This window comes from Myxococcus sp. MISCRS1, assembly GCF_026626605.1.
Classification (GTDB): Bacteria; Myxococcota; Myxococcia; order Myxococcales; family Myxococcaceae; genus Myxococcus; species Myxococcus fulvus.
Map to the genome: position 1 here is coordinate 9,109,042 of NZ_JAPNKB010000001.1, position 23,633 is coordinate 9,132,674.

21 protein-coding genes are annotated in these 23,633 nt (G+C 70.1%); 11 read left to right on the top strand and 10 right to left on the bottom strand.

Annotated features, from left to right (window positions below):
- Positions 1-107: 107 nt before the first annotated feature.
- Both OWM54_RS36670 and OWM54_RS36675 read left to right on the top strand, forming a co-directional pair.
- Positions 108-632 (top strand): hypothetical protein, encoded by a 525-nt coding sequence (locus OWM54_RS36670; RefSeq protein ID WP_223785369.1) that lies wholly within the window; start codon positions 108-110, stop codon positions 630-632.
- Between the two features lie 42 nt (positions 633-674).
- Positions 675-1,208, top strand: coding sequence for a hypothetical protein (locus OWM54_RS36675; RefSeq protein WP_223785368.1), 534 nt, complete (start codon positions 675-677; stop codon positions 1,206-1,208).
- 8 nt (positions 1,209-1,216) lie between these two features.
- On the opposite strand, the gene OWM54_RS36680 is transcribed toward OWM54_RS36675, so the two are convergent.
- Entirely contained in the window at positions 1,217-1,672 is a 456-nt protein-coding gene (locus OWM54_RS36680; RefSeq protein ID WP_223752177.1) for a DUF1622 domain-containing protein, read from the bottom strand.
- 175 nt (positions 1,673-1,847) lie between these two features.
- Here OWM54_RS36680 and OWM54_RS36685 point away from each other — a divergent pair, with 175 nt between their 5' ends.
- Positions 1,848-2,711, top strand: a complete 864-nt coding sequence (locus tag OWM54_RS36685; RefSeq protein WP_267700388.1) for an alpha/beta fold hydrolase — start codon at positions 1,848-1,850, stop codon at positions 2,709-2,711.
- On the opposite strand, the gene OWM54_RS36690 is transcribed toward OWM54_RS36685, so the two are convergent.
- Complete coding sequence (locus tag OWM54_RS36690; RefSeq protein ID WP_267700389.1) at positions 2,708-3,526, bottom strand: hypothetical protein; 819 nt, start codon at positions 3,524-3,526, stop codon at positions 2,708-2,710. The genes OWM54_RS36685 and OWM54_RS36690 overlap by 4 nt on opposite strands.
- Positions 3,527-3,758: 232 nt before the next feature.
- Between OWM54_RS36690 and gspC the strand changes: the two genes are divergently transcribed.
- The 4 genes from gspC to OWM54_RS36710 all read left to right on the top strand — a co-directional run bounded on the left by gspC (position 3,759) and on the right by OWM54_RS36710 (position 6,290).
- The gene (gspC, locus tag OWM54_RS36695) at positions 3,759-4,622 is read left to right on the top strand and encodes a type II secretion system protein GspC (protein WP_267700390.1); all 864 of its coding nucleotides are present in this window, start codon (positions 3,759-3,761) and stop codon (positions 4,620-4,622) included.
- A 39-nt stretch (positions 4,623-4,661) separates the two neighbouring features.
- A complete protein-coding gene (locus OWM54_RS36700) occupies positions 4,662-5,105 on the top strand; it encodes an acetyltransferase (RefSeq protein WP_223751598.1) in 444 nt (147 codons plus the stop codon).
- Positions 5,106-5,187: 82 nt separating this feature from the next.
- Entirely contained in the window at positions 5,188-5,622 is a 435-nt protein-coding gene (locus tag OWM54_RS36705) for a hypothetical protein (protein WP_046714694.1), read from the top strand.
- Between the two features lie 71 nt (positions 5,623-5,693).
- Positions 5,694-6,290: a hypothetical protein gene (locus OWM54_RS36710; protein WP_267700391.1), complete on the top strand. Its 597-nt coding sequence runs from the start codon at positions 5,694-5,696 to the stop codon at positions 6,288-6,290.
- Between the two features lie 106 nt (positions 6,291-6,396).
- Here the strand turns inward: OWM54_RS36710 and OWM54_RS36715 are convergent, their stop codons facing one another.
- From OWM54_RS36715 to OWM54_RS36740, 6 genes are all read right to left on the bottom strand, one after another.
- Positions 6,397-6,906: an OmpA family protein gene (locus OWM54_RS36715; protein ID WP_223785363.1), complete on the bottom strand. Its 510-nt coding sequence runs from the start codon at positions 6,904-6,906 to the stop codon at positions 6,397-6,399.
- A 96-nt stretch (positions 6,907-7,002) separates the two neighbouring features.
- On the bottom strand, positions 7,003-8,364 hold the full coding sequence (locus OWM54_RS36720; RefSeq protein WP_223751599.1) for a sigma-54-dependent transcriptional regulator: 1,362 nt from the start codon (positions 8,362-8,364) through the stop codon (positions 7,003-7,005).
- Positions 8,354-10,459 carry a two-component system sensor histidine kinase NtrB gene (locus OWM54_RS36725; RefSeq protein WP_223751600.1) on the bottom strand — a complete coding sequence of 702 codons (2,106 nt, stop codon included), beginning with the start codon at positions 10,457-10,459 and terminating at the stop codon, positions 8,354-8,356. The genes OWM54_RS36720 and OWM54_RS36725 overlap by 11 nt, the downstream gene beginning before the upstream one ends.
- A gap of 113 nt (positions 10,460-10,572) precedes the next feature.
- Complete coding sequence (locus OWM54_RS36730) at positions 10,573-11,370, bottom strand: DUF3014 domain-containing protein (RefSeq protein WP_267700392.1); 798 nt, start codon at positions 11,368-11,370, stop codon at positions 10,573-10,575.
- A gap of 195 nt (positions 11,371-11,565) precedes the next feature.
- Positions 11,566-12,186: a DUF2378 family protein gene (locus OWM54_RS36735; protein WP_046714688.1), complete on the bottom strand. Its 621-nt coding sequence runs from the start codon at positions 12,184-12,186 to the stop codon at positions 11,566-11,568.
- Between the two features lie 125 nt (positions 12,187-12,311).
- Entirely contained in the window at positions 12,312-13,316 is a 1,005-nt protein-coding gene (locus OWM54_RS36740) for a LysR family transcriptional regulator (RefSeq protein WP_267700393.1), read from the bottom strand.
- Between the two features lie 80 nt (positions 13,317-13,396).
- On the opposite strand from OWM54_RS36740, the gene OWM54_RS36745 reads away from it, so the two are divergent.
- Complete coding sequence (locus OWM54_RS36745; protein ID WP_267700394.1) at positions 13,397-14,293, top strand: NmrA family NAD(P)-binding protein; 897 nt, start codon at positions 13,397-13,399, stop codon at positions 14,291-14,293.
- 64 nt (positions 14,294-14,357) lie between these two features.
- On the opposite strand, the gene OWM54_RS36750 is transcribed toward OWM54_RS36745, so the two are convergent.
- Positions 14,358-15,071, bottom strand: a complete 714-nt coding sequence (locus OWM54_RS36750) for an iron-containing redox enzyme family protein (protein ID WP_267700395.1) — start codon at positions 15,069-15,071, stop codon at positions 14,358-14,360.
- Positions 15,072-15,421: 350 nt separating this feature from the next.
- Between OWM54_RS36750 and OWM54_RS36755 the strand changes: the two genes are divergently transcribed.
- From OWM54_RS36755 to OWM54_RS36765, 3 genes are all read left to right on the top strand, one after another.
- Positions 15,422-16,330, top strand: coding sequence for a hypothetical protein (locus tag OWM54_RS36755; RefSeq protein ID WP_267700396.1), 909 nt, complete (start codon positions 15,422-15,424; stop codon positions 16,328-16,330).
- A 909-nt stretch (positions 16,331-17,239) separates the two neighbouring features.
- The gene (locus tag OWM54_RS36760) at positions 17,240-17,962 is read left to right on the top strand and encodes a siderophore-interacting protein (RefSeq protein ID WP_267700397.1); all 723 of its coding nucleotides are present in this window, start codon (positions 17,240-17,242) and stop codon (positions 17,960-17,962) included.
- 103 nt (positions 17,963-18,065) lie between these two features.
- Positions 18,066-20,807, top strand: coding sequence for a bifunctional acetate--CoA ligase family protein/GNAT family N-acetyltransferase (locus OWM54_RS36765; protein ID WP_267700398.1), 2,742 nt, complete (start codon positions 18,066-18,068; stop codon positions 20,805-20,807).
- A gap of 30 nt (positions 20,808-20,837) precedes the next feature.
- Here OWM54_RS36765 and OWM54_RS36770 read toward each other — a convergent pair whose 3' ends face one another.
- Positions 20,838-23,525: a galactose oxidase-like domain-containing protein gene (locus tag OWM54_RS36770; protein ID WP_267700399.1), complete on the bottom strand. Its 2,688-nt coding sequence runs from the start codon at positions 23,523-23,525 to the stop codon at positions 20,838-20,840.
- Between the last annotated feature and the right edge of the window lie 108 nt (positions 23,526-23,633).

Sequence of the window (23,633 nt, forward strand, 5' to 3'; positions counted from 1 at the left end):
AGGTGCGAGCGTGGCCCCTGGGACGAGGGTGCAATGGGTTGTGATGGACATTGGGGTTAGGTGTGGAGTCCCCGCGCTCAGGCCTGTCGCGGGCTGGGAGCTCCCTCATGTCTGCCATTCGCGCGCGGCTGATGTCGTTGTCCTCTCTTCTCGCGGCGCTCGTCCTGTATGCGGGGCCCGCGAGCGCTGAACCCGTCACCCTCAACTGCCCGGGCACCATGGCGGTGAACTACTCGCCCGGCATGACGAACACCCCGCGCTTCATGACCATCTCCGGGACGGGCACGTTCGGTCCGTGTGTGGGATTGCCGCTCGGCATCCTCTCCGCGGACTATTCCGGCGTGGCGCAGGGGACGACGAGCTGTCTGACCAGCTCGACGACGGCGAACCTGACGTTGACGTGGAACGACGGCACCGTGAGCACGCTCTCCATGACGCAGACCCTCAACACCCGGCCGACGGGACAGGTGGTGTCTGTCTATGCGGGCACGGTGACCTCGGGCCGCTTCCAGGGCGCCACCGCGACGGGGACGCTGACCCTCCTCCAGACGGACCTCCTGGGGTGCTTCACCGAGGAGGGGGTCACCGCCACGGCGGGTCCGGCCGTCATCACCCTCATCGGGCTGCTCTGAGGCTCCGTTGGGAGCCGGAACACGTCTGTCCTGGGAGGAAGCATGTCATATCGTTCGTGGTGTCGTGGTGCGTGGGGAAGTCTGTCTCTGCTGTGGGTCGTCGTCGCGCTGGGCTGGGCCTCGCCTTCGCGCGCCGAGGCGGTGCTGTTGACCTGTCCCGGTACGCTCCAGGCGCGGTACTCGCCGGGCATGACCAACACTCCGCAAACCATCGCGACGAGTGTGAGCGGGACGTTCGGCCCCTGTGTCGGTACACCGCTGACGCTCCTGTCCGCGTCGCTCCAGGGCGGTGGAACGGGGCAGCTGAGCTGTCTGGCCGGTTCGACGCAGTCCATGTCGACGCTCACGTGGAATGACGGCACCACCAGCACCGTCAGCGTGAGCATCCTCGTCTCCGCCCGGCCGCTCGGCGAGGTGGTGGTGACGTACTCCGGCACCGTGTCGAGCGGGCGGTTCGCTGGAGCCGATGTGCTCATGGTGCTCGTCCTGGCCCAGACGCAGGTCACCGGATGCTTCACGGACGAGGGCGTCACCGCCACGGCGGGGCCCGTGGTCCTCACCCTCACCGGCGCCTGAGGCCCGGCTCAGTGGGGCGGATGGGACGTGGGGTCCGCTCCCGGGGGGCGCCGCAGGGGAGGCTGCTCTCGCGGGGGCACCTCATCCGAGGAGGGGCGGGCCGCCCGCGCGAGTGCGTCCTGTCGCTGCTCGTCGCGAATCTCCCGGCCGAGGAAGTAATTGAGGGCGGTCCGGATGGCGGCCACCGCGGCGACCTGGCCGATCTGCTCCCACGTGGGCGCGACGGCCGTGCGCAGCAGGTCCGCGCCGAGCTGGAACTCCAGCCCCAGCGCGAGGAAGCGGCCGAGGGTGAGGCGGATTCGGGTGAAGGAATCGGTCCGCTCCTTCTGGACCGCCGCCAGGATGAAGCGCACGAAGCCGATGGCGGCGCCGGTGAAGATGACGAGCGCGGCGGCGACCTCCACCAGTCGCACCAACAGCGTCACCACGCCGTGCAGCCAGGCTTCGTTGATGAGCTCGTCCATGGACCCGGGGCTCCTCCGTCTTGGAAGATGGACATCGCCAGGGGGCGCTGGTCCTGTTTCTCCGGATGCTCGGGCGGGCGCGCGAGGGGCCGCCGCCTGCCTGCATCTCGTGGACACCCTGGGGAGCTGTCGTCGAGGCAGACAACCGGGGCTGTTCGGGATATCCGGGAGGGGCATGAGCGAGGCCCTTCAACTGGATGACTGGGGCGGCACCGGCCCCGTGCTGCACCTGGCGCACGCCAACGGATTTCCCCCAGGCACCTATCGCCAGCTCATCGAGCGGCTGAAGCCTCGCTTCCACGTCGTGACGGTGCGCTCGCGGTGCCTCGTCCCCGGCTCGGATCCGCTGTCGATGCGGGACTGGAACGACATGGCGGATGACCTCATCGGCGCGCTCCGCGCCGCGAAGCTGGAGGGCATCGTCGGCGTGGGGCACAGCATGGGCGGCGTGGCGACGCTGCTCGCCTCCGTGAAGGACCCGAGCCTCTTCCGCGCCGTCGTCACCCTGGACCCGGTGCTGTTCTCCGGGATGCGCAAGCTGGTGTTGGACGTGCTGACGCTGCTCGGACAGCGAAGCCGTGTGCCTCCCGCGAGCCTGGCGCGCCGCCGTCGCGCGCACTGGCCCACGCGTGAGCTGGCCTACACCGTCTATCGCAAGAAGCCGCTGTTCGCGGCCTTCGACGAGGCGTGCTTCCAGGACTATGTGACGTATGGGCTCACGGAGGCTCCCGAGGGTGGTTTCCAGCTGACCATCCCGCGGGAGTGGGAGGCCCGCGTCTTCGAGACGACGCCGAAGGGGATGTGGCGGTCGCTGCGCTCCATCTCCGTGCCCACGCTCATCGTTCGAGGGGCACGCACGCGCACGTTGGCCGCCTCGGCCTTCGCCAAGGCCCGGCGGGTCATCCCGGGTGTCCGCCTGGAGGAGGCTCCCGGCGGGCACCTGTTCCCGTTGGAGGACCCGGCGGACTGTGCCCGGCGCATCCTCGCGTTCCTGGACTCACTCGAGGCTCCTGGCGAGCCGCTGCGTCAGGCGCGTTAGGGGGCGGTGTCGTCCGCCACGGGCGTCGGGAGCGCGTCGGGCGACTCCGAGGGCTGCTGGGCCTCGAGCTGGAGGAGCGCCTCGAAGGCCGCGGCCTTGGGGCTGGTGGTGGTGCTCTTGACGACGTGCTGCCAGGCGCCACCCGGGAGGCGGTGTGCGTAGCCGCCCCAGAGCAGCTTGCCCTGGAGCCCGACGAAGACCTCGTCCTTCTCGAAGCGCTGGTCGGCGGTCCGCTGCATCAACTCGAGGAGCTTCACGCGGTCCGGGTTGCTCACCTTCTTGAGGTGGGTGGAGCGCGCGGTGATGACCCTGATGCCCTGGTCCTTCACGGCCGCGGAGGCGGCGGTGACGGACATGGACGTGTGGCCCGCATCCTCGAACGCGGACTGAAGCGCCTCTTGGAGGGCGAGGTCCTCGGCCTGGGCGTGGAAGCGCTGGTCGAAGCCGTGGCGCTCTTCCTGGACCTCCGTGCCGTCCTGCGTGCCGGTGACGGCGGAGGTCACCGCGCCGACCACGGGGAAGCCCACGCAGCAGAAGAGCATCGCGCCGAGGGGGAAGAGACCTCCCAGGCGGTGCAGCACGGGCTTCGTCGGCACGTGGCCGATGGACTGCTCCGGCACCTCCGAGTGCAGGTTGCAGCGGGAGCAGGCGAGGACGTACTTCGTCCTCAGGGAGAAGAGCGGGAACCAGAAGACGTGGGCGACGCTGTAGTGCCGCTGGAGTCGGTGGGGCGTCTCCCGCTGGCAATCCCGGCAGAGGGCGGGACGCTCCCCGAGTTCCTGCTGCTTCGCCGAGCTTCCGTAGATGATGAACATGCCTGACTCCGCTCGGGGTGGAGTCCGTCCCATACCGCGACGTTGATACAAGCGTCCACCGTGACACTCTGTCTCGGAGACCCCTCGCTCCCGTGACAGCCTGTTCGGGCGAGAGGTCCCGGGCCGCGCGGTGATTCCGCGCGGGTCCCTCTGAAGTCCAGGCGGCGGAGGCCCCTGGCCTCGTGCTTGCTCAGTCCCTGCTTCACCCCTGGAGGGGAGGAGGTCGGGCCCGATGAGACATTGGTTGGAGCGGCACTCGTGGTGGTTGCATGGCGCATTCATCCTCGCGGTCGCGTTCCTGCTGTCGCGCATCGTCCACGTGTTCACCGAGTTTCATCTCAGCGCGCCTGTTCCTGGCTGGGAGGCGTCGAGCGCTCGCCCCATCCGGGTTACTCCAGGGGCGGCACGCGCACCGCTGAGTGAGGACACGCTGTCGAGGCTGCTGGGAGTGGCCCTGCCGACGCCCGGTGTCCCCGGGGGAGATGCAGGCCCGCCGCCTGGCGCACGGCGCGCGAGGCTGGTGGGGACGTTGATGTCACGCGAGGCGCACTGGTCGCTCGCGTCGGTGGAGGACCTGGAGAGTCGGCGGGTGCGCAGCCTGCGCGTGGGCGATGTGCTCCAGGACTCGGAGGTCGTCGCCATCGAGCGTGAGCGCGTCATCGTCACGGTCCAGGGGCGACGGGAGGTCATCGACCGGGGAGGCCCCTCGGGCGCCGCTTCGCCGATGCCGCGTCCGCCCTCGACCGGAGCCGCGGACATCCGACGCGTGAGCGAGCACACCTACGAAGTCCCGGGGCGGTATCTGGAGCTCGACCGCTGGACGGGAGGCTCGACGCTGTCGGACGCGCGGATGGTGCCGGCGTTCAAGGACGGGAAGGCGCAAGGCTTCAAGGTCCTCTCCATCCGGAAGGGCTCGCTCTACGAGAAGCTCGGCCTCCAGAACGGGGACGTCCTCCAGCGCATCAATGGCATGCAGCTCGACTCGCTGGAGAAGGCCATGGAGACGTACATGCTGCTCAAGAGCCAGCGGCGCCTGGAGGTCGAACTGGAGCGGGGTGGGGTGCGGGTGCGCAAGGTCTACGACGTCCAGCCCTGAATGTCAGGAGGCCGGGCGAGTCGCGTCCCCCCGCGAGCCATGACCATCCGCCCCTTCCAGCCCTCCGACACCGACGCGCTCGTGGACATCTGGAGCCGCGCGGTCCGCAAGACGCACGACTTCCTGAGCGACGCGGACTTCGAGGACATCCACCGCAAGCTCGGGCCCGTCTATCTCCCCGCCGTCGAGGTGCACGTCGCCTGTGAGGACACGCGGCCCGTGGCCTTCATCGGCATGAGCGGACACCACGTGGAGATGCTGTTCGTCGACCCCCAGGTCATGGGCGGCGGACTGGGACGACGACTCCTCGCCCACGTCTCCACGCGCGGACCGCTCACCGTCGACGTCAACGAGCAGAACCCCCGCGCCGTGGGCTTCTACCTCCACTGCGGCTTCGTCCAGACGGGCCGCAGCCCCACCGACGGCGAGGGCCGGCCCTATCCGCTCCTCCACCTGGCCATGCCCCGTCCCGTGACGTCGTAATCGCTGGAATTTCAGACAGGCTGGAGCTTGCTCCGAGGTCCGTCTAACCTCGGGAGTCACCCGCGTTGCCTGGAGTGATTCCATGTCCGAGTCCAAGCCCCGCCTCAAGCGTCCCGTGGAGAACGTCCGCGCCGAGCTGCTCGCGGACCCCGACACCCAGCGCATCGCGAAGTCCGTGGGCATGGAGCTGGCCGCCTACGTCGAGCTCGTCCTCGACTACGCCCAGCACCCGGAGAAGGAGCCCGTCCTCCAGGTCGTCCCCGACGAAATCCTCAAGCAGTCCGGCTACGAGCCCGCCAGCATCGAGGAGGTCGGCGAGTTCTTCCTGGGCGCCGCCCGGGGCGAGCTCGGCCTGGGCCCCCCGCCGGCCTATTACAGCGGCTTCGAGTCCAAGCCCGCCCCCGGTGCGGGCAAGCCCTCCCTCCGCGGCGACGAGAACCAGTCCCAGGTCGAGGTCGACGAGGAGACCCGCAAGGCCCTCCTCAAGCACGTCCCCCGGGGGCCTGATCGCCTCTGAACCTACCTTGGAGGCAACTTCCTCCGTGCTCCTCCGATAATGGGGATAATCATTTCTACCGAGGAAATCCCATGTCTGTCGGCGGCTCCAGTGGCGCGGGTGGTAGCAACGGCACGAACGGTGCGAACAGCGCCAGCAACGCCGCGAGCAAGGCGGCGGACGCGGCGAGCAAGGCGGCCAACAGCATCAGCAACGCGCTGGGCGGCCTGGGCAAGGCGCTCGGTGGGCTGTCCAAGGGCCTGAGCGGCCTGGGGGGCCTCGCGCAGGGCCTCAGCGGCCTGGCCAAGGGCCTCAGCGATGTGGTGGGCAAGGTCTCCGAGGCGCTCAGCTCCGTCTCGGGCCTGCTGGACAAGGCGCTCGGCGCCATCTCCGGCCCCCTCAAGGACATCGTCGGCAAGGCGCTCGACAACCTCCCGTTCGGCCTGGGCCAGCTGGCCAAGCCCTTCGCGGACAAGTTCATCGACAACGGCCTGTCCATGGTGGCCGGTGGCCCCCTGGCCGGCGTCAGCAGCCTGTTCAACGGCGCCTCCAACGTGGGCAAGCTCGCGGACACCGTCGACACGGTCCGCTCGGCGGCCACCGCGGTGGGCGACATCGCGCAGGGCAAGTTCAACACCCAGCAGCTCGCCGCCTTCGCCCAGTCGAAGCTGCTGCGCGGCCTGGACTGACCCGCCCGCGAACACCCAGCACGACGCTCGAGGACGTCCGCCCAGGCACCCGCTGCCCGTGGCGGACGTCGTCGTTTCCACCCACGTCACGACGGGGCGCCCCGCGTCAGTTCAGGTATCCGCCGGAGAGCTGGAGCTCAGCGCGGCGGTTCTTCTCCAGCTCGGAGGCGGAGAGCGGCCGCTCCTCGCCGTAGGACAGGGTGGACAGCCGGGACGGCTCCACGCCCAGCCGGCGCAGGTAGTCGCGCACCACCGAGGCCCGACGCTGACCGAGCGCCAGGTTGTACTCCGTGGTCCCCAGCTCGCACGTGTGCCCGGTGATGCTCACCTTCGCCTGCGGCCGCTGGCGAAGGTCGTCCGCCAGCTGCGTCAGCGTGTCGCGGAACTCCGGGCGCAGCGTCGTCGAGTCGAGCTCGAAGTAGACGGGCTCCAGGCGGATGGGGTGCAGGTCCGTGTCGGGATTCGGGGTCATCGCTGAGGGACGCTCCGGCTCCGGACGCGTGGCCACCGGAGCATGGGGGGGCTGGGAGTCGGTGGAGACCGTGGAGATGGGCTGCTTCGCGGCACAACCCACCAGACCGAGGACGACGACGAGAAGCGAGAGGAAGGGGCGCATGGCCTCGTGCTGAGCATGCGCCGTGCCGGGGTGTCCCCACCCGGGACGTCCCCGGCGACGCTCAGCCGGTGTTGCGAAACGCCAAGCCGCCCATGGCTATTTGCCCTCCGAACGCTCGCGCCGGTGAATCGTGGAGACGTCGATTCCGAGCAGCTCCGCCGCCCGTGTCTTGTTCCCGCCACAGCGCGCGACGGCCCAAGAGATGTACTCGCTCTCCAGTTTGCGCAAGGGGATGACCTCGCGTTGGGCCTCCAGGAGCGGGTGGGGCTCCGGCCCCCCCTCCGCCAGGTGCGGCCGCAGCTGCTCCAGGTCCACCACGTCCCGGGTCCCCAGCACCACCAGCCGCTCCACCAGGTTCTCCAGCTCGCGCACGTTGCCCGGCCAGCGCAGCGAGCAAAGCGCCGCGAGGGACTCCTGGGCGAAGCGCTCCACGGGCGAGCGCGGGTTTCGCGCCCGGGCCTGCTCCAGGAAGTGCTCGGCCAGGGCGGGGATGTCCTCGGGTCGCTCCCGCAGCGGCGGAGCCCGCAGCGTCACCACGTTGAGCCGGTAGAACAGGTCCGCGCGGAAGCGGCCCTCCTTCACCCGGGCCTCCAGGTCCTGGTGCGTCGCGGCCACCACCCGCACGTCCACCGTGCGCGAGCCGTCCGCGCCCACCGCCCGCACCTCGCCGTCCGCCAGCACGCGCAACAGCCGCGCCTGGAGCTCCGGCGCCATGTCCCCGATTTCATCCAGGAACAGCGTCCCGCCGTCCGCCTCCACGAAGAGCCCCCGCCGCGCGCTCGTCGCGCCGGAGAAGGCGCCCTTCACGTGTCCGAACAGCTCGCTCTCCAGCAGGGCGTGGGGCAGGGCGGTGCAGTTGACGGCGACGAAGGGGCCCGCGCGGCGGGTGCCCTCGAAGTGCAGCGCCCTGGCCACCAGCTCCTTGCCGCTGCCGCTCTCACCCCGCACCAGCACCGGCGCGCTGGACCAGGCCACGCGCTCCACCAGCGCGTACAGGGCCCGCATCGCGCCGCTGCGGCCCACCATGGCGCCCAGCCGGCCCCGGTCCTCCGCCTGCTGCTTGAGCGTGCGGTGCTCGGCGCGCATGCGCCGCTGCTCCAGCGCCCGGCCCACGTACAGCCGCACCTCGTCCAGGCGGAAGGGCTTGGCGAAGTAGTGCCACGCGCCGCGCTTCATCGCCTCCACGGCGTTCTCCACGCCGCCGAAGGCCGTCATCATCAGCACGGGCAGGTCCGGGTCCAGCTTGCGCGCGGCCTCCAGCACGTCGAAGCCGTCCACGTCCTTCATGCGCAGGTCGCAGATGACCGCGTCGTACACGGCGGCGCGCAGCTGGGCGATGGCCTCCGCGCCCCCGGACGCCACGTCCACCGTGTAGCCGGCGTCCGCCAGCGGCTCCTGCAGCATCTGCCCCATCTCGACGTGGTCGTCGACGACGAGGACCCGGGCTCTAACCGACATGTTGCTCCTCTCGCGCGGGGGCCGCGGCGGGCCACTGCAGCATCACTCGCGTGCCTTGACCGGGCGCGCTGTCCAGCTCGATGCGTCCACCGTGGTTGCGCACGATGTGCGCCACCATGGTGAGTCCCAGGCCCGTGCCCAGGCCGCGCTTCTTGGTGGTGAAGAATGGGTCGAAGACCTGGTGCAGGTGCCGGGGGGCGATGCCGCACCCGTCGTCCTCGATGGTGATGCACACGCGCCCCCAGGCGCCGGACGTGTCCGCCTCGCCCGGCGTCGCGGTGAGGCGCACCTGGCCTCCGGGCTCGCACGCGTCGCACGCGTTGAGCAGCAGGTTGACGAGCACCTGCTGGAGCTGGTCCGCGTCCGCCGCCAGCGGGGGCAGGGGCTGGGACACGTCCAGCCGCAGGTCCACGTGGCGCCGCTCCGCCTCGACGCGCAAGAGCTCCTGCACACTCCGGACGAGCGGCCCCAACGTCACCGCGCGCGACTCGGCGGGCTGCAGCCGGGAGAAGTCCAGCAGCTGGCGGATGGTGCGGCTGACGCGGTCGATCTGCTCGACGATGGCGCCCACGCCCGGGGACTGCGGGTGCTCCGGGCCCAGCTTGTCCTGCACGTACTCGGCCCGGCCGCGGATGACGCCCAGCGGGGTGCCGATTTCATGCGCGATGCCCGCCGCGAGCACGCCCACGGTGGCGAGCTTCTCCGCGCGCAAGAGCTGCCCCTCCAGCGCGCGCAGGTTGCTCAGGTCCTCCAGCACCAGCAGCGTGCGCACGTCGGGCTGGTGCGGCTCCAGCGGCACCGCGTGGACGTTGTACTGTCCCTCCGACTCGAACAGGCGCAGCGGCTCGGCGTGCAGGCTGCGCACGCGGTTGTCCTGGCCCGCGGCGTTGACCAGCTCCTCCAGCCGCTGGATGACGGGCGCGTGGGCCTGGGGGAAGGCCGCGGCGAGCGTGGAGCCCACCACGTCCTTCGGCATCCGCGAGCTGAGCGCCTGGTTGGCGGAGGTGATGCGGCCCGACGTGGACAGCGCCAGCACGCCCGTGGGGATGTGGTCGAGGATCTTCTGCGTCTTGTCGTGCAGGTGGGCCAGGCGGCTGGCGTGCCGCAGGCTCTCCTGGAGCGCCACCGCGCGGCTTCGCGCCAGCACCACGTACACGCCGAAGGCGATGAGGAACGACGAGAACAGGAAGGCCGCGAACGACAGCCGCAGCACCAGGCTCCGCTCGTGCGAGCGCAGCCCCCGCGTGGAGGACAGCGACGCCAGCGGCCACAGCGCGCCGTTCTTCATGCCCACCGGGGCGAAGCTCGCCACCACCTCCGCGTCGCCCAGCCCCAGCACCATCGCCTCGGCGCGGTCGATGACGAGCGAGCCCGCCTCACCCTCGCGCAGGCGCGAGGCCAGGAGCGCCAGCCCCGGCGTGTCGGTGCCGGGCTGCTGGTAGCGGGCCGCCAGCGTCGGCGCGCTCAGCGCGGTGGGCGTGCCGTGCGCGCCCAGGAGCAGGAGGTTCGTGTCGCTCTCCGCGGTGAGCAGCTTGAGCGGCGCGAAGAGGGGCTCGGCGTCCACCAGCACCACCACCGCGCCGCCACCCCCCGGCGAGTCCTCCGGCAGCGCGGTGGCGAAGGCCCTGAGCCACCCGGACACATCTCCGCTCAACGGCGGCGAGGACGCGATGTGGCCCGCGGGGCCCTCGAGCGCGCTCTTCGCCGTGAGGGTCAGCGCCTGGGCGGGGTACTGCCGGGCGATGGACTCGCCGGTGCGCCGGTCCAGCAGTCGCAGGCGCTCGTCACCCTCGGGGCCGAAGACGACGATGGCCTTGTACTGGCCCACGGCCTCCAGCAGCGCGCGCAGCTCCCGGCGGTGCTCCTCGGGCGAGCCCGGCTGGGAGAGCAGCTCGGCGGTGAAGCGCAGGTCCTCACCCACGTCCTCCAGGGCCTCGGACACCCCGCGCGCGGCCTCGCGCAGCTGCGCCTGACGCTCCCGGGCGAACTGGTCCACCAGCGCCTGCCTGTCCCGCTGGATGAAATACACGGCTCCGCCGATGACGCCGGTGAGCGCCGTGCACAGCAACAGGACGGGCAGGAGGGAGAGGCGCATGGGGGCAGATAGCAACATCCCGCGCGGAAGAGGGGGATGTTGCCCGCCGGGCCGCCCCTGCTCCGGGGGCCCGGACGTCGTGTCGGTGCCCGGCTCGGGCGGCAACGGAGGACTCAGGGCCTCGAGGCCTGCTGGTTGAGCTTCTGCGACACCTCGCGGACCTTGCCCTGGATGAGGCGCAGGTTCGCCGGGCCCATCCGCAGCAGGTGCTTCTGCGCGGGCGTGAGCGCCTCCAGCGCCGGGTCCGCGTACACGTACAGCGCGCCCCGGGCCAGGACCTCCACGTCACCGTCGAGCACCGGCACCGCGAGCACCTGCTCGAAGGCGCGCTGGAGCGTGGCCTCGAAGGAGCTGCCCGGCGGCGCGCTCTCCTGGTGGAGGCGCTCGGCCAGCCGCCGCACCTCGCGGTACGTGTCCACCAGCAGCGTCGAGTCCAGGCTGCCCACCACCCGGCCCACCGCGTCATGGCGGCCGTACGTCCGCTTCGCGATGTGCGTGCGACCCTCGTGGGTGCGCACCTGGAAGTCGCCAGACGGGGCCAGGAAGCCCACCACCGCGCGGGGACTCTCGCCGCTGGCCATGTTCGACACCACCGCGACGAAGCGGCGCAGCAGGTCCGCCTCGCGCAGCCACACGCCGAACTCGCGCTGGGACGACGCCCCCGCCAGCCGCGAGCGCAGCAGCGCGTCGAGCTCCGTCGCGGGAGGCAGCGGCGCGTCCGGGCCCCGGTCCAACGACCTGGGCGCCTGGGCGACGGGCGGCGGCGCGGCGGGCGTGTCCGGTGCGCCATGCAGCAGGCCGTGCCACACCCCGGCCCCCGCGAGCACCGCCGCCACCAGAATCACCAGGCCCCAACCCCAGAGCGCGCCGCGCTCGAGCTTCCCCACCACATCACCGCCATTGCCGTCCATGAGTCCTCCACTTCGGGACTCAGCGACTGCAGCGCGGATGCCAGCGTGGGGACGCGGGGGAGGGCGGCGAGGCCTCACTCGGGAGCGCGTGCCCCCGGGACCTCCGACGCGCCCGCTCGCAAGCCGCGCGAGCATGGCGTTCCGCGAGCCACCCTGGCGGATTGCGACAGGGGGGCGCGCGGGACTCGGGGCACCTCAGGCGCGAGGACGCGACGCGCCCGCCGACCCATCCTCCGGGGGAGGCATGGCCGCCTCCGCCGTCACCTCCGCCCAGCGGATGTGGAACGTCGACGCCGTGCCGTCGAACTCCTCTGGCAGCACCACCACGCGGAAGCCACCACACAGCTCCACCGCCCGGGCCAGCAGCCCCGCGGAGAACGTGGGCAGGTCCGCCAGCACGTCGTTCATCCGCAGCTCCAGGAAAGTGGGGCTGCGCTCGACGATTTCGACCACACTGAAGTTGTTGCCGGCGCGAAAGCCCATCCCCGCCCGCAGCAGCATCCTCCGGGGGCCGGCGAGCCGGACGACGCCCAAGAGCGCGCGACCGAAGAAGGTCCCGAAGTAGGCGTCCATGAAGCGCTCGCCCAGCGAGTAGTACGCGGCCTCGGCGGGAACTCCGCCGTAGACGTGACCCGCGGCGATGCGAAGGAACTCCTTCCATTGCTCCAGCGTGTAGGTCCGCTCCAGCTTCTGCTCGAGGTCCAGCCCCGCACGACGCAGGTGCTCGCGGCACGCGGGCGTGAGCCGGTTCTCGAGAGCGCGAAGGAAGAGCGCTTCCACGGTTTGCGTGAAAATCAGCTTCTCGGAAGAAGTCATAGGGTCGCACCCTACACCGGTCGGCCCGTCGCATGCTCGCCCACAGGTGAATCGGCGTTCAGTGCCCCTGTCGGCGAGCGACAGCCCGACTGCTCGCCGAGAAAAAGCCCTGGAGAGTCGAAGGGTTAGCGGTTGCTACGCGGTGCGGCGGCGGCGCGGAGCATCATCCCCCGGAGCCACCGGTGGGCCGGGTCGTCGTCAAAACGCTCGTGCCAGACCTGGAGGACGTCGAACGGGGCGAGCTCCACGGGGGGAGGGAGGATGCGGAGGTTGCCTGGCTCGACGAACAGCTCGGCGAGCCGGCGAGGGGCGGTGAGCACGTGGTTGGTGCGCGTCACCGCCAGCGCCGCGGTGAGGAAGTACGGCAGCCGCACGCCGATGCGTCGCGTGCGACCCAGCTTCTCCAGCGCGATGTCCACCGAGCCGACACCTTCGCCGCGCGGGCTCATCAACACGTGCGGCAGCCGCAGGAATGTTTCCAGGTCCAACCGTTGCTTCACCACGGAGTTGTCGCGGCGCACGACGCACACGAAGTGCTCCGTAAAGAGCTTCTGCTGGCGCAGGACGGGGGACGGCTCCGGATAGGCGCCGACGACCAGGTCCAGCTCGCCGCTCTCCAGCTGGGCTTCGATTTGGGGGATGACGAGCGGGCGCACCACCAGGTCCACCTGGGGGGCCTCGGTGTCCATCAGCTCCAGCAGGGACGGGAGCAGGGCGGAGGCGAAGTAGTCCGTCGTGGCGAGGATGAAGCGCCGCGAGGAGGCCTGGGGGGCGAAGACGGACTCGTTGCGCAGGGCGCGTTGGACCTCGAGCAGGCCCCGGTGCAGGGGCGCGGCGAGCTGCTCGGCGCGAGGCGTGCGCACCATGCCGCCACGTCCCCGGATGAGGAGCGCGTCCCCGAGCAGCTCACGCAGCTGCCTGAGCGCGTGGCTCATGGCGGACTGGGTGATGCCCACGCGGGCCGCGGCGCGGGTGACGTTGCCCTCGGTGAGCAGCGCGTCGAGCGCCACCGCGAGGTTGAGGTTGATGTTCGCCAGGTCCAGGTCGGCCTTCGCGGGCGAGCTCGGCGCGGGGGCGCGGGGCCGTCTGGGGGCGCGGGCCTTGCGGCGGGCGGTATGCATGGCGCTCATGGGCACATGAGTAACATGCGGTCGCCTCATGGTGTGGCCGGGCGCATCTTTCGCCCATCTCGAAGTCACTGGAGCCGCCCATGAGCATCGTCATCAACACCCCGAACGGAAACATTGGTCGTCCCCTCGCGCACGCGCTGCTCGACGCGGGCCAGCCGCTCACGCTCATCAGCCGGGACGCGCGCAAGGTGGAGGACCTGGTGAAGCGCGGCGCGAAGGTGGTGGAGGGCTCCACGGATGACGCGGCGGTGCTGGACAAGGCGCTCACGGGAGCGAGCGCCCTGTTCTGGCTGACGCCCCCGGCGACGCGGCCGGACTTCCTCGACTGGGCGGAGGCGACGGCGCGGCTGGCGGCGGGCAAGGCGAAGCAGCACGGCGTGAAGCGGGTGGTGGTGCTGTCGAGCATCGGCGCGCAGACGGGCCGGGGCACGGGCCCGGTGGGCGCGCTCCTGGCGGTGGAGGAGGCGTTCAAGGCGGCCATCGCGGACGTCACCATCCTGCGCCCGGGCTACTTCATGGAGAACCTGCTGCAGTCGCTGCCGACGCTGGCGAGCGCGGGCTCGCTGTTCGTTCCCATCTCCCTGTCGCGCGCGCTGCCCATGGTGGCGGTGGCGGACATCGCGCGCAAGGCGGCGGACGTGCTGCTGGACGCGGGCTGGAAGGGCTCGCGCATCATCGGTGTGCATGGCCCCGCGCACCTGACGTACGCGGACGTGGCGCGCATCCTCACGGAGGTGTCCGGCAAGCCGGTGAGCGCCGTGCAGATCTCCATCGACGACTTCCGCAAGGCGATGGCGGGGTACGGCCTGCCGGACTTCCTGGTGGGGCTGCTGGCGGAGATGTACCAGGCGGTGGGTGAGGGGCGCATGGACCCCGCCGAGCCCCGCAGCGCGGAGACCACCACGGCCACGACGTTGGCGCAGTGGGCGAAGACGGTGCTCGTGCCCGCGGTGGAGCAGGCGCGCGCGGCGGCGTAGTGCTGGAGCGTGCGAAGGAGGAGCACCGCCGGGGTGCTCCTCTCGCGCGTGGGGTGCGCCCACGTCAGTTCGCGCGGCGGTGTCGTGCCCGGTAGAGGTCGTCGAAGAGGTTCATGATGAGGTGGGCGCCCAGCGCGAGCCCTTGCTCGATGTCCCGCGCCAGCTTCGGGTCCGACTCATAGGCGTCGTCGAGGAAGCGGTAGAAGTCATCGGCGTGCTTGTTGTCGAGCGTGGAATGGAGCGGGTAGTGGACCATCTGGTCCCGCGCGAGCCAGCCGTGCTTGACGATGCTCTCGCCCGTGATGAGGGCGATGGTTCCGAACAGGTCTTCAATCATCCCGAAGACCGCCATGGCGAAGTGGACGGACTCGAAGCAGGCCGTGCCCGCCAGGGACGTGTTGAACGCGAGGATCTCCGGCCAGGGGCGACACTTCTCCACCCGAGCGCGCGGCGCGCCAAGGCGCTCCAGGAGCAGGCAGAAGGCGTTGTCGTGGGCCTCGCCGGGCCTTCCATTGCCGTGCTCGTCGATCACGTTCTCGAGGAGGGGGAGCCTGTCGGAGACGTTCGGCAGCCGGCTCAGGAGCAGGGCCATGGGACGCGAGAAGTTCGCGACGGCGGTGCGCATGTGGACCTGTGCCTCCACGAAGTCCTCGCGCGCGAAGTCGCCCGAGGTCAGCGCGTTGAGGTACTTGCTGGACTTGATGTGATTGCCGCGCTCCTTGAACGCGGCGATGTAACGACGCAACTGGGGTGTCGCGCTGGGAGAAGCCAGAGACATGAGAGACACTCCTGTGGGTGGGGTGTGACTTTCTGAGGGTAATCAGAGGGCTCGGGAGAGGCCAGTTGCTTGTTTTGGAATTCGTGACTGTCTTTGTTGCGGGGTGGTCTGGGATTGATTGCGGGTCGCTCGTGGAAGGTTTGTCCGGTTCCCGGGCGAGTGTCTTTGAGTGGTGCGGGGGGAGCGCGGGCCCGCAGGCGCCCGGGCACCACGGGCAACCCGGAAGTGGCTTGAGCCTTGTTTTGCCGGCGAACCGCCGACGAATTGCTGGGGGCGGCGTGGAGAGAAAGGCGCGGCCTGGGCCGGGATGACATAGGGTGGGTCCTCCCTCTCTCTCGTTGGAGACACACGTGGCAGGCCACTGGACCCATCACTTCTCGTTCCTCTCTTCCACGGTTCGCTACAAGGACCTCGCCTACGTCGCCATGAGTGGCGACGAGCTGTCGCGGATGGAGGTGGTCAAGACCCACTTCGTCGAGTGGGATGCGGGGACGTGGCGGGATGGTGGGGCGGTCGACTGGCCGCTGGCGGGCCTCGCCGTGGCGCAGGTGCCGAGGCAGCAGATGTGCGCGGTGGGTTGGAACGGCGGCGTGCGGATGATGGGGAGCGGTGACCGGCACGACGAGCAGATCGGCGGCTCGGTCGGGGCCGTCGCGCAGCGGGGCCCTTTGAAGGGCGTGAGGACCATCGGCCAGCGCGTCTATGTCGTCGGGATGGGCCGACAGGTCTATCGCCGTGACGGTGACGAAGCCTGGGTGTCGATGGACGAGGGCGCTCGCCCGGAGTCGGGTTCCACCGGGGTGGTGGGTTTCGAGGCGGTGGATGGCTTCTCCGAGGAGGACCTCTACGCGGCGGGCTGGAACGGAGAGATCTGGCGGTGCGACGGCGCGCGATGGCAGCGGTGCCCGAGCCCCACCGAGCATGTGCTCACCGCCTTGTGCTGCGCGGGGGATGGGAAGGTGTACGCGGCCGGGCGCCGGGGACTGTTGCTGTGCGGCCGGAACGACACGTGGGAGGTCATTCCGCAGAGCACCCTCGCGGACATCTGGGACCTCACCTGGTTCCAGGGGCAGCTCTATGTGGCCACGATGGGGGAACTCTACGTCCTGAAGGGAGAGGCCCTGGAGCCGGTGGACTTCGGCGCGGAGAACCCGAAGACCTTCTATCGTCTGAGCGTGGGAGATGGGGTCCTCTGGAGCACCGGTGCGAAGGACATCCTCGCGTTCGACGGAACGAACTGGGCCCGCATCGACGGCTGATGCGCGGGGCGTGGTACGTGAGCCCGTGCGGTCAAAGGCCGCCATCTTCATGGCGCTGGTGTGACGCCCCTGACGCCACTCAACCCGGACCCGAGTGGCGTTCCGCTCGATGGCGCCACCACGTGGCCGAACTCCAATGGCTCAGTCGGAACAACCGGGAAGGCATCGTGTCCGGATGGCTCGGATTTGGGCGTTCGTTCTGCGGAGGAGTCCTTGAGGGGCTCCGGTTGCGTCTCGGGGTGCGCGGACCCATGGGATGCCCTGCGATGTGCATCCAGCTCTTCTTGGATGGCGACTGCCACCACGACTGCGGCGGTGACAATCGCTGCTCCTACGATTATCTCCGGGGCGCTCGGGATGCAGATGCCCAATCCAAGGGCAGCGGCCCCGTGGAGGCGACGCTGCAGCCTCCTGTGACATCGCGAGATTGGCTCCGCTCAGGGGCGAGCGGGTGAAAGCACCGCTCCACAAGCACGCCCCATTCGTTGGATGCCTCCCGCACGACGCATCGCCCTCCAGCTGCCCATGGCAACCTCGCGGCTCTCTGAGGTTGGCGCTCTTCGGGGACCGGGCTGCTGGTGCTTTCTGATTCGGCGCCGATGTCGCGCAGGCGCGGAGTCGCATCGTCAAGGCCCTTCCCTCAGGCCAGGGTGTTGGGGGGCCAGACGGGGCTGCTCCGGCGCAGCGCCCCCGCCCCCATGGGCCAAGGCTTCTGGCGCGAGTCGACTCCAGGGGGGCGGTTGGCCGGACACGCATTCGTCTTGAATGGACTCTCCGGCATCCTCTGTCGGCTCGTGTCATCTCGACACTTCACACTTCTTCATCTCGGCGTCATCTCTGTTCATCCGCGAGACGGCGCGGAGGGGGAGAATGTCCTCTCGGAAAGACGTCGTGCGCGGAGAGCGAGTCATGGCTTCGGGGCAGGGAATCATCGGCGGATTGTTGGGGCGGTTGTTCTTCCGGGAGGCGACGGTGGAGCGCGTCCGCGAGGTGTCACCGCACTTCCGCTGGGTGGAGTGGGTGGGGGACGGCCTGCGGGACGTGGCCTGGAGCCCTGGTGACAAGGTGCAGGTCTATCTCCCGGGCGAGGGCATGCGGACGTACACCCCGCTGGGCTGGGACGCGGCGTTGGGTGCCACGCGCTTCCTCGTCTATCTCCATGGCGACGGCCCTGGCGCGGCGTGGGGACGCGCCATCAAGCCTGGTGACCGCTGCCAGTTCTTCGGGCCACGAGGTTCCATCGACCTGAAGTCCCTGCGTGGCCCCGTGGTGCTCTTCGGCGACGAGACGTCCTTCGCGGTGGCGCACATGCTGCGCAACCTGCGAGTGCGCACGGCCGACGTCGAGCACGTGTTCGAGGTCTCTTCTCGCGTCGAGTCGGAGTCCGTGCTCACGGAGCTGGGGCTCACCGGTGCCGCGGTGGTGGAGCGGCAGGCGGCGGACGCGCACGCGACGGAGGTGGCGTCGCGGGTGCGCGCGGCGCTGGAACGCCACCCTGGCGCGCAGCTCGTCCTGACCGGGCGTGCCCGCTCCATCCAGGCCCTGCGCGCCACGCTGCGCGACAGTGGCGCGCCCCACGCGGGACAGAAGGTGAAGGCCTACTGGGCCGACGGCAAGCGCGGCCTCGACTGAGGCTCACAAGGGGCTCCCTTCTCGACGAGACGGATGACGGGTGCCACACGCTTTTCACGCAAGAGCCTTGCGTGGGGCCCCGCGTCGCGTGAGACAGGGCTTCATGGACCCGCGCGCCCCAGGCTCCCGGAAGTCGGACCCTTCCTACGACGTGCTGCACCAGCAGCAGCGCACACGTCAGCCCCTGGATGTCCTCTTCAAACCGCGCAGCGTCGCGGTGGTGGGGGCCAGCGAGCGTCCGGGGAGCGTGGGACGCACCGTCCTCTGGAACCTCATCAGCAACCCCTTCGGCGGCACCGTCTATCCCATCAATCCCAAGCGGCCCAACGTGCTGGGCATCCGCGCCTGGCCGTCCCTGCGCGCGCTGCCGGAGCCGGTGGACCTGGCCGTCGTCGTCACGCCCGCGGCCGCCGTGCCCGACGTCGTCCGTGAATGCGCGGAGGTGGGCGTCCAGGGCGTCATCATCATCTCCGCGGGCTTCAAGGAGACGGGCCCCGAGGGCGCGGCCCTGGAGCGGGAGGTCCTCCAGATTGCCCGGACCGCCGGCATCCGCATCATCGGCCCCAACTGCCTGGGCGTGATGCGTCCCCCCACGGGCTTCAACGCCACCTTCGCCGGCGCCATGGCCCGGCCGGGCAACGTGGCCTTCATCAGCCAGAGCGGCGCGCTCCTGACGGCCATCCTCGACTGGAGCCTGCGCGAGTCGGTGGGGTTCAGCGCCTTCGTCTCCGTGGGCTCCATGCTGGACGTGGGCTGGGGCGACCTCATCGACTACCTGGCCGATGACCCGATGACGCGCTCCATCCTCATCTACATGGAGTCCATCGGTGACGCGCGAGCCTTCCTCTCCGCCGCGCGCGAGGTCGCGCTCACCAAGCCCATCATCGTCATCAAGGCCGGACGCACGGCGCAGGCCGCGCAGGCCGCCGCGTCCCACACCGGCACGCTCACGGGCAGCGACGAGGTTCTCACCGCCGCCTTCCGCCGCTCCGGCGTGCTGCGCGTGGAGTCCATCTCCGACCTCTTCTACATGGCGGAGACGCTCGCCCGGCAACCCAGGCCCTCGGGCCGCCGCCTCACGGTGCTCACCAACGCGGGAGGCCCTGGAGTCCTCGCCACCGATGCGCTCGTGGCCGGCGGAGGCGAGCTGGCGGTGCTCGGAGACGACACGCTCGCCGCGCTGAACACCTTCCTGCCGCCCCAGTGGAGTCATGCGAACCCGGTGGACGTGCTGGGAGACGCGGACCCGGACCGCTACGCACGGGCGCTCGAGGTGGCGGGCAAGGACCCGAACAGCGACGGCCTGCTGGTCATCCTCACGCCGCAGGACATGACGGAGCCGACACAGACTGCGGACCGGCTCAAGCCCTACGCGAAGCTCGGGCACAAGCCCGTGCTGGCGAGCTGGATGGGAGGCTCCGAGGTCGCCGCCGGTGAGCGCATCCTCAACGACGCGGGCATCCCCACCTTCGGATACCCCGACACGGCCGCGCGCATCTTCAATTACATGTGGCGCTACGCGTACAACCTCGCGGGCCTGTACGAGACGCCCACGCTCACCGAGGAGCCCGCCGGGCGTCGCGACGTGGCCCGTGGGCTCGTGGACGCCGCGCGGGCCCAGGGCCGAACGCTGCTGACGGAGTACGAGTCCAAGCAGCTGCTCGCCGCCTACGGCATCCCCACGGTGGAGACGCGGCTCGCCACGACCGAGGACGGCGCGGTGGCCGAGGCCCAGTCCCTGGGCTTCCCCGTGGTGCTCAAGCTCCACTCCTACTCGGTGACGCACAAAACAGACGTCGGGGGCGTGCGGCTGGACCTGCGGGACGTGGACGCCGTGCGCGCGGCGTTCCGGGGCATCCGAGAGCGACTGGTGGAGCTGGGACAAGGGGACGCCTTCGCGGGAGTGACCGTGCAGCCCATGGTGCGACTCGGCGGCTACGAGCTCATCGTGGGCAGCAGCCTGGACCCGCAGTTTGGCCCGGTGCTGTTGTTCGGCGCGGGCGGGACGCTGGTGGAGGTGTTCAAGGACCGGGGGCTGGGCTTCCCGCCGCTCAACACCACGCTGGCGCGCAGGATGATGGAGCAGACGCGCATCCTCCAGGCGCTCAAGGGTGTGCGCGGGGCGAAGCCCGTGGACCTGGCGGAGCTGGAGCGACTGCTCGTGCGCTTCGGCCAGCTGGTGGTGGAGCAGCGCTGGGTGAAGGAGGTGGACATCAACCCACTGCTTGCCTCACCGGAGCGACTGCTCGCGCTGGACGCGCGCGTGGTGCTGCATCCCCCGTCCGTGACGGAGGCCGAGCTGCCCCGGCTGGTCATCGAGCCGTATCCGCAGCAGTACGTGGCGCCCTTCCGCATGAAGAGCGGCGAGGAGCTGATGCTGCGCCCCATCCGTCCTGAGGACGAGCCGGCGATGGCGCGCTTCCACAAGACGCTCTCCGAGCAGACGGTGTTCCTGCGCTACGCGGGGCTGATGCAGCTGAGCACGCGCGTGGCGCACGAGCGCCTGGCGCGCATCTGCTTCAACGACTACGCGCGGGAGCTGGCGCTGGTGGCCGAGCGCAAGGGCGGAGAGCTGCTGGGGGTGGGGCGGCTGACACGCCTGCGAGGCACGGAGGACGCGGAGTACGCCATCCTCATCAGCGACGAGGTGCAGCACCAGGGCTTGGGGACGGAGATGCTGCGCCGGCTGGTGGAGGTGGGCCGCGCGTGGGGCGTGCGGCGCATCGTCGCGGACATCCTCGCGGGCAACCGGGCCATGCAGAACGTCAGCAAGCAGCTCGGGTTCTCCATCCTGCCGCACGAGGAGCTGGCCCCGGACATGGTCAAAGCGGTGAAGGTGCTCTGAGCCACCTCCGGGGCCGGTGACGCTCCGGGTTCAGCGGGCCTCGAGGTCCAGCTCGAGGTCGAACGCCACGTCGCTCGACTCCGCGTTGGCCTGCTTCACCATCACCGCGATGATGTTCTCCCCCTCGACGAAGACGGAGCCGTCGAAGCTGAAGGTGCTGAGGACCGCGTCCTTCACCACGCCGCTGGCGAAGGCGCCGTGCTCCACGCCGTTGTCCATGTAGCGCGAGAAGACGAGCCGCCCGTTCACCCAGACGGCCACGCCGTCATCATGGAGCACCTGGAGGTGCGCGGTGCGGATGGCCTCGTCCAGGGTGAGCTTCTTGCGGAAGTACACGCTGGGCTGCACCGGGTTCGTCTTGGTGAGCACCGTGTGCTCGTCCCCGTCGCCATAGCCGAGTCGACCGGGCCCCTGCCGCCACGCGCTGTCGTTGAAGCCTGGCGAGGTCCACTGCGCGCCAGGGCTCACGTTGCGGTCGTCGAGCTTCCAGTACTCCCCGAAGGCGATGGCCTTGAACCGGGGCGTGGCGGTGATGGTGAACGGCAGGTCCGTCTTGTCCTCGATTTCCGGCCGGGCGCCATCCTGGATGCGCAGCACGCCCTGGGACGTCTCCGTGCGCGGCACCTTCCACTCGTAGAAGCCGATGTTCGACACGCCCGTCTCCACGGTGCTCCAGCTGGCGCCGTTGTCCTGGGAGAACTGCACGTCGACCGTGTCGACGCCCGCGCCGTGCGTCATCCACTGCACCGTCTGCAGCTGGCCTGGCCGCAGCGTCTCGCCCCCGTTGGGGCTCTCCAGGAAGAGGGCGTCGTGCTGCATGCCGTCCGTCGTCACCTTCAGCTCCAGATCAAAGGACAAGTCACTGGAGGTGGCGTTCGCCTGCTTCACCATGACGGCCAGCGTGTTCTCGCCCATCGCGAAGCGCATGCCTGGGATGGTCGTCTGGCTCAGGTGGTTGTCGGAGCTGGCGCCCTGGGCGTAGGCCGCGTGGGCGGGGTTGGGAATCAGGCTGTTGAACACCTGCGTCCCGTTGAGGAACACCGCCACGCCGTCATCGTGAATCACCTTGAGCGTGGCCTGCTCCACCATGCCGTGCAGGGTGAACTTCTTGCGGAAGTACACCGTCGGCTGCGCGGGCGTCGTCTTCGTCAGCACGGTCCGCTCGTCCGCCTCGCCATAGCCGAGCTGCGCCAGGCCCTTCTTCCACGCGCTGTCGTTGAACGTCGCGGCCTTCCACGTCGGGCCCGGGTCGACGTTGCGGTCGTCGTACTTCCACTCGGCGCCGAAGGCCACGGCGGTGAAGCCCGTGTTCGGCGGCGGCTCCGTGGGCGGCGGCGTGGTGCCATCCCCGCCGATGCGGATGATCTTCGCGACGGACGGCACCTTGCGCCCGTTGAGCAGGAACAGCATGTAGTGCCCGGGCGGCGCCACGTTGGGGTTGGGGGGCGCGACGACGTTGATCCCGCCGCCGCTCGCGGTGAAGCGCAGCTTCATGAAGCGCTGGTTCTCGTCGAACGCGTGTGTGACGGAGCCCAGCCGCACCCAGGACGCCATGGTGATGTTGGCTGCGTCCGGCGTGTTGACGCGGAAGGTCTCCCCATAGCGGATGGTCGCGGGCGCGGAGGAGATGGTGGGACGCGGGCCCTTGAAGAGGTACGGCGGCGAGTAGACCTGCATCGTCTTCACGTTGCGGCTGCCGGCGGACAACAGGCGCCCGTCGGGCAGGAGCACGGTGGTGGAGTGATAGCCGCGATAGGTCCCCAGCGGGGCGAGCAGCGACCAGGTCTCCTTGACCGGGTCCCACAGCTCCGTCTCCAGGCGGGGGTAGTTGGGGTTGTCCGTGCCGGGGCCGCCGTGGCCGCCGGTGACGAGCACCGTCCCGTCCGGGAGCACGGTGCTGTTGTGCTGGCGGCGCACGTAGCGCATGGGGGCGACGGGGCGCCACGCGGGCTTGGTGACGTTGAGGTCCAGCACCTCCACGTTGTTGGTGGGCGGGTTGTCGCCGCCGGTGATGAGCACCTTGCCCTCGTCGTACATCACCGCGCTGCCATAGTTGCGGCTGGCGGTGTAGGTCGTGCGCGGGCCGCTGGTCCACGCGCCCACGCCGTCCGTGTCCAGATAGCGCGAGGGCCTCCAGTAGCCGGACATGAGCGTCTTGCCCGAGGGCATGACGAACATCCACGGGTAGTACATGAGCTCCAGGCTCGCGCCGGTGAGCGTCCGCCAGGAACCCTTCGACGTCTGCCACACCTGGGGAATGAGGTTCTTGGTGCGGTCCTCCTTGGCGCCGCCAATCACCAGCATGTCGCCGTTGGGCAGGGTGGTGACGGTGGGGTACCAGCGGCCCGCGTTCATGTTGGGCAGCCGCGTCCAGGTGAGCTTGAAGGGGTCGAAGATGGCGGCGTACGGCAGGCCCGAGTCATCCGCGATGTGGCCTCCGGCGATGAACAGCCGCCCGTCCGCCATGAAGGCGTGGCCCGAGCAGAAGATGTTGAAGCCCGCCTTGGGCAGGGGGGTGAGCGCGTCGGTGGCGGGGTCCCAGAGGTAGGGATTGTCTCCATCCGCGAACTCGGAGAAGAACATCACCTTCCCGGTGGGAAGCACGTGGGTGTGGACGGCGGAGTAGGGCCACTTCTTGACGGGCGTCCATTGGCCGACGACGGCCGGGTCCGTGGACTGCGCCTGGGCGACCGCGACCGAAACCCAGACGGAAAGCAAGGCGAGACGCCATCGATGGAACATCATGCTGCCCCTTTGTTGGCCGGAGGTCGCGCAACGGTAGGCATGCGCTCGGGCCCCCACATCGTTCCGGCGTGCGTGGCCAAT

Coding starts and splice junctions, on each gene's coding strand:
- OWM54_RS36670 (WP_223785369.1), top strand. CDS start 108: ATGTCTGCCATTCGCGCGCGGCTGATGTCGTTGTCCTCTCTTCTCGCG.
- OWM54_RS36675 (WP_223785368.1), top strand. CDS start 675: ATGTCATATCGTTCGTGGTGTCGTGGTGCGTGGGGAAGTCTGTCTCTG.
- OWM54_RS36680 (WP_223752177.1), bottom strand. CDS start 1,672: ATGGACGAGCTCATCAACGAAGCCTGGCTGCACGGCGTGGTGACGCTG.
- OWM54_RS36685 (WP_267700388.1), top strand. CDS start 1,848: ATGAGCGAGGCCCTTCAACTGGATGACTGGGGCGGCACCGGCCCCGTG.
- OWM54_RS36690 (WP_267700389.1), bottom strand. CDS start 3,526: ATGTTCATCATCTACGGAAGCTCGGCGAAGCAGCAGGAACTCGGGGAG.
- gspC (WP_267700390.1), top strand. CDS start 3,759: ATGAGACATTGGTTGGAGCGGCACTCGTGGTGGTTGCATGGCGCATTC.
- OWM54_RS36700 (WP_223751598.1), top strand. CDS start 4,662: ATGACCATCCGCCCCTTCCAGCCCTCCGACACCGACGCGCTCGTGGAC.
- OWM54_RS36705 (WP_046714694.1), top strand. CDS start 5,188: ATGTCCGAGTCCAAGCCCCGCCTCAAGCGTCCCGTGGAGAACGTCCGC.
- OWM54_RS36710 (WP_267700391.1), top strand. CDS start 5,694: ATGTCTGTCGGCGGCTCCAGTGGCGCGGGTGGTAGCAACGGCACGAAC.
- OWM54_RS36715 (WP_223785363.1), bottom strand. CDS start 6,906: ATGCGCCCCTTCCTCTCGCTTCTCGTCGTCGTCCTCGGTCTGGTGGGT.
- OWM54_RS36720 (WP_223751599.1), bottom strand. CDS start 8,364: ATGTCGGTTAGAGCCCGGGTCCTCGTCGTCGACGACCACGTCGAGATG.
- OWM54_RS36725 (WP_223751600.1), bottom strand. CDS start 10,459: ATGCGCCTCTCCCTCCTGCCCGTCCTGTTGCTGTGCACGGCGCTCACC.
- OWM54_RS36730 (WP_267700392.1), bottom strand. CDS start 11,370: ATGGACGGCAATGGCGGTGATGTGGTGGGGAAGCTCGAGCGCGGCGCG.
- OWM54_RS36735 (WP_046714688.1), bottom strand. CDS start 12,186: ATGACTTCTTCCGAGAAGCTGATTTTCACGCAAACCGTGGAAGCGCTC.
- OWM54_RS36740 (WP_267700393.1), bottom strand. CDS start 13,316: ATGAGCGCCATGCATACCGCCCGCCGCAAGGCCCGCGCCCCCAGACGG.
- OWM54_RS36745 (WP_267700394.1), top strand. CDS start 13,397: ATGAGCATCGTCATCAACACCCCGAACGGAAACATTGGTCGTCCCCTC.
- OWM54_RS36750 (WP_267700395.1), bottom strand. CDS start 15,071: ATGTCTCTGGCTTCTCCCAGCGCGACACCCCAGTTGCGTCGTTACATC.
- OWM54_RS36760 (WP_267700397.1), top strand. CDS start 17,240: ATGGCTTCGGGGCAGGGAATCATCGGCGGATTGTTGGGGCGGTTGTTC.
- OWM54_RS36765 (WP_267700398.1), top strand. CDS start 18,066: ATGGACCCGCGCGCCCCAGGCTCCCGGAAGTCGGACCCTTCCTACGAC.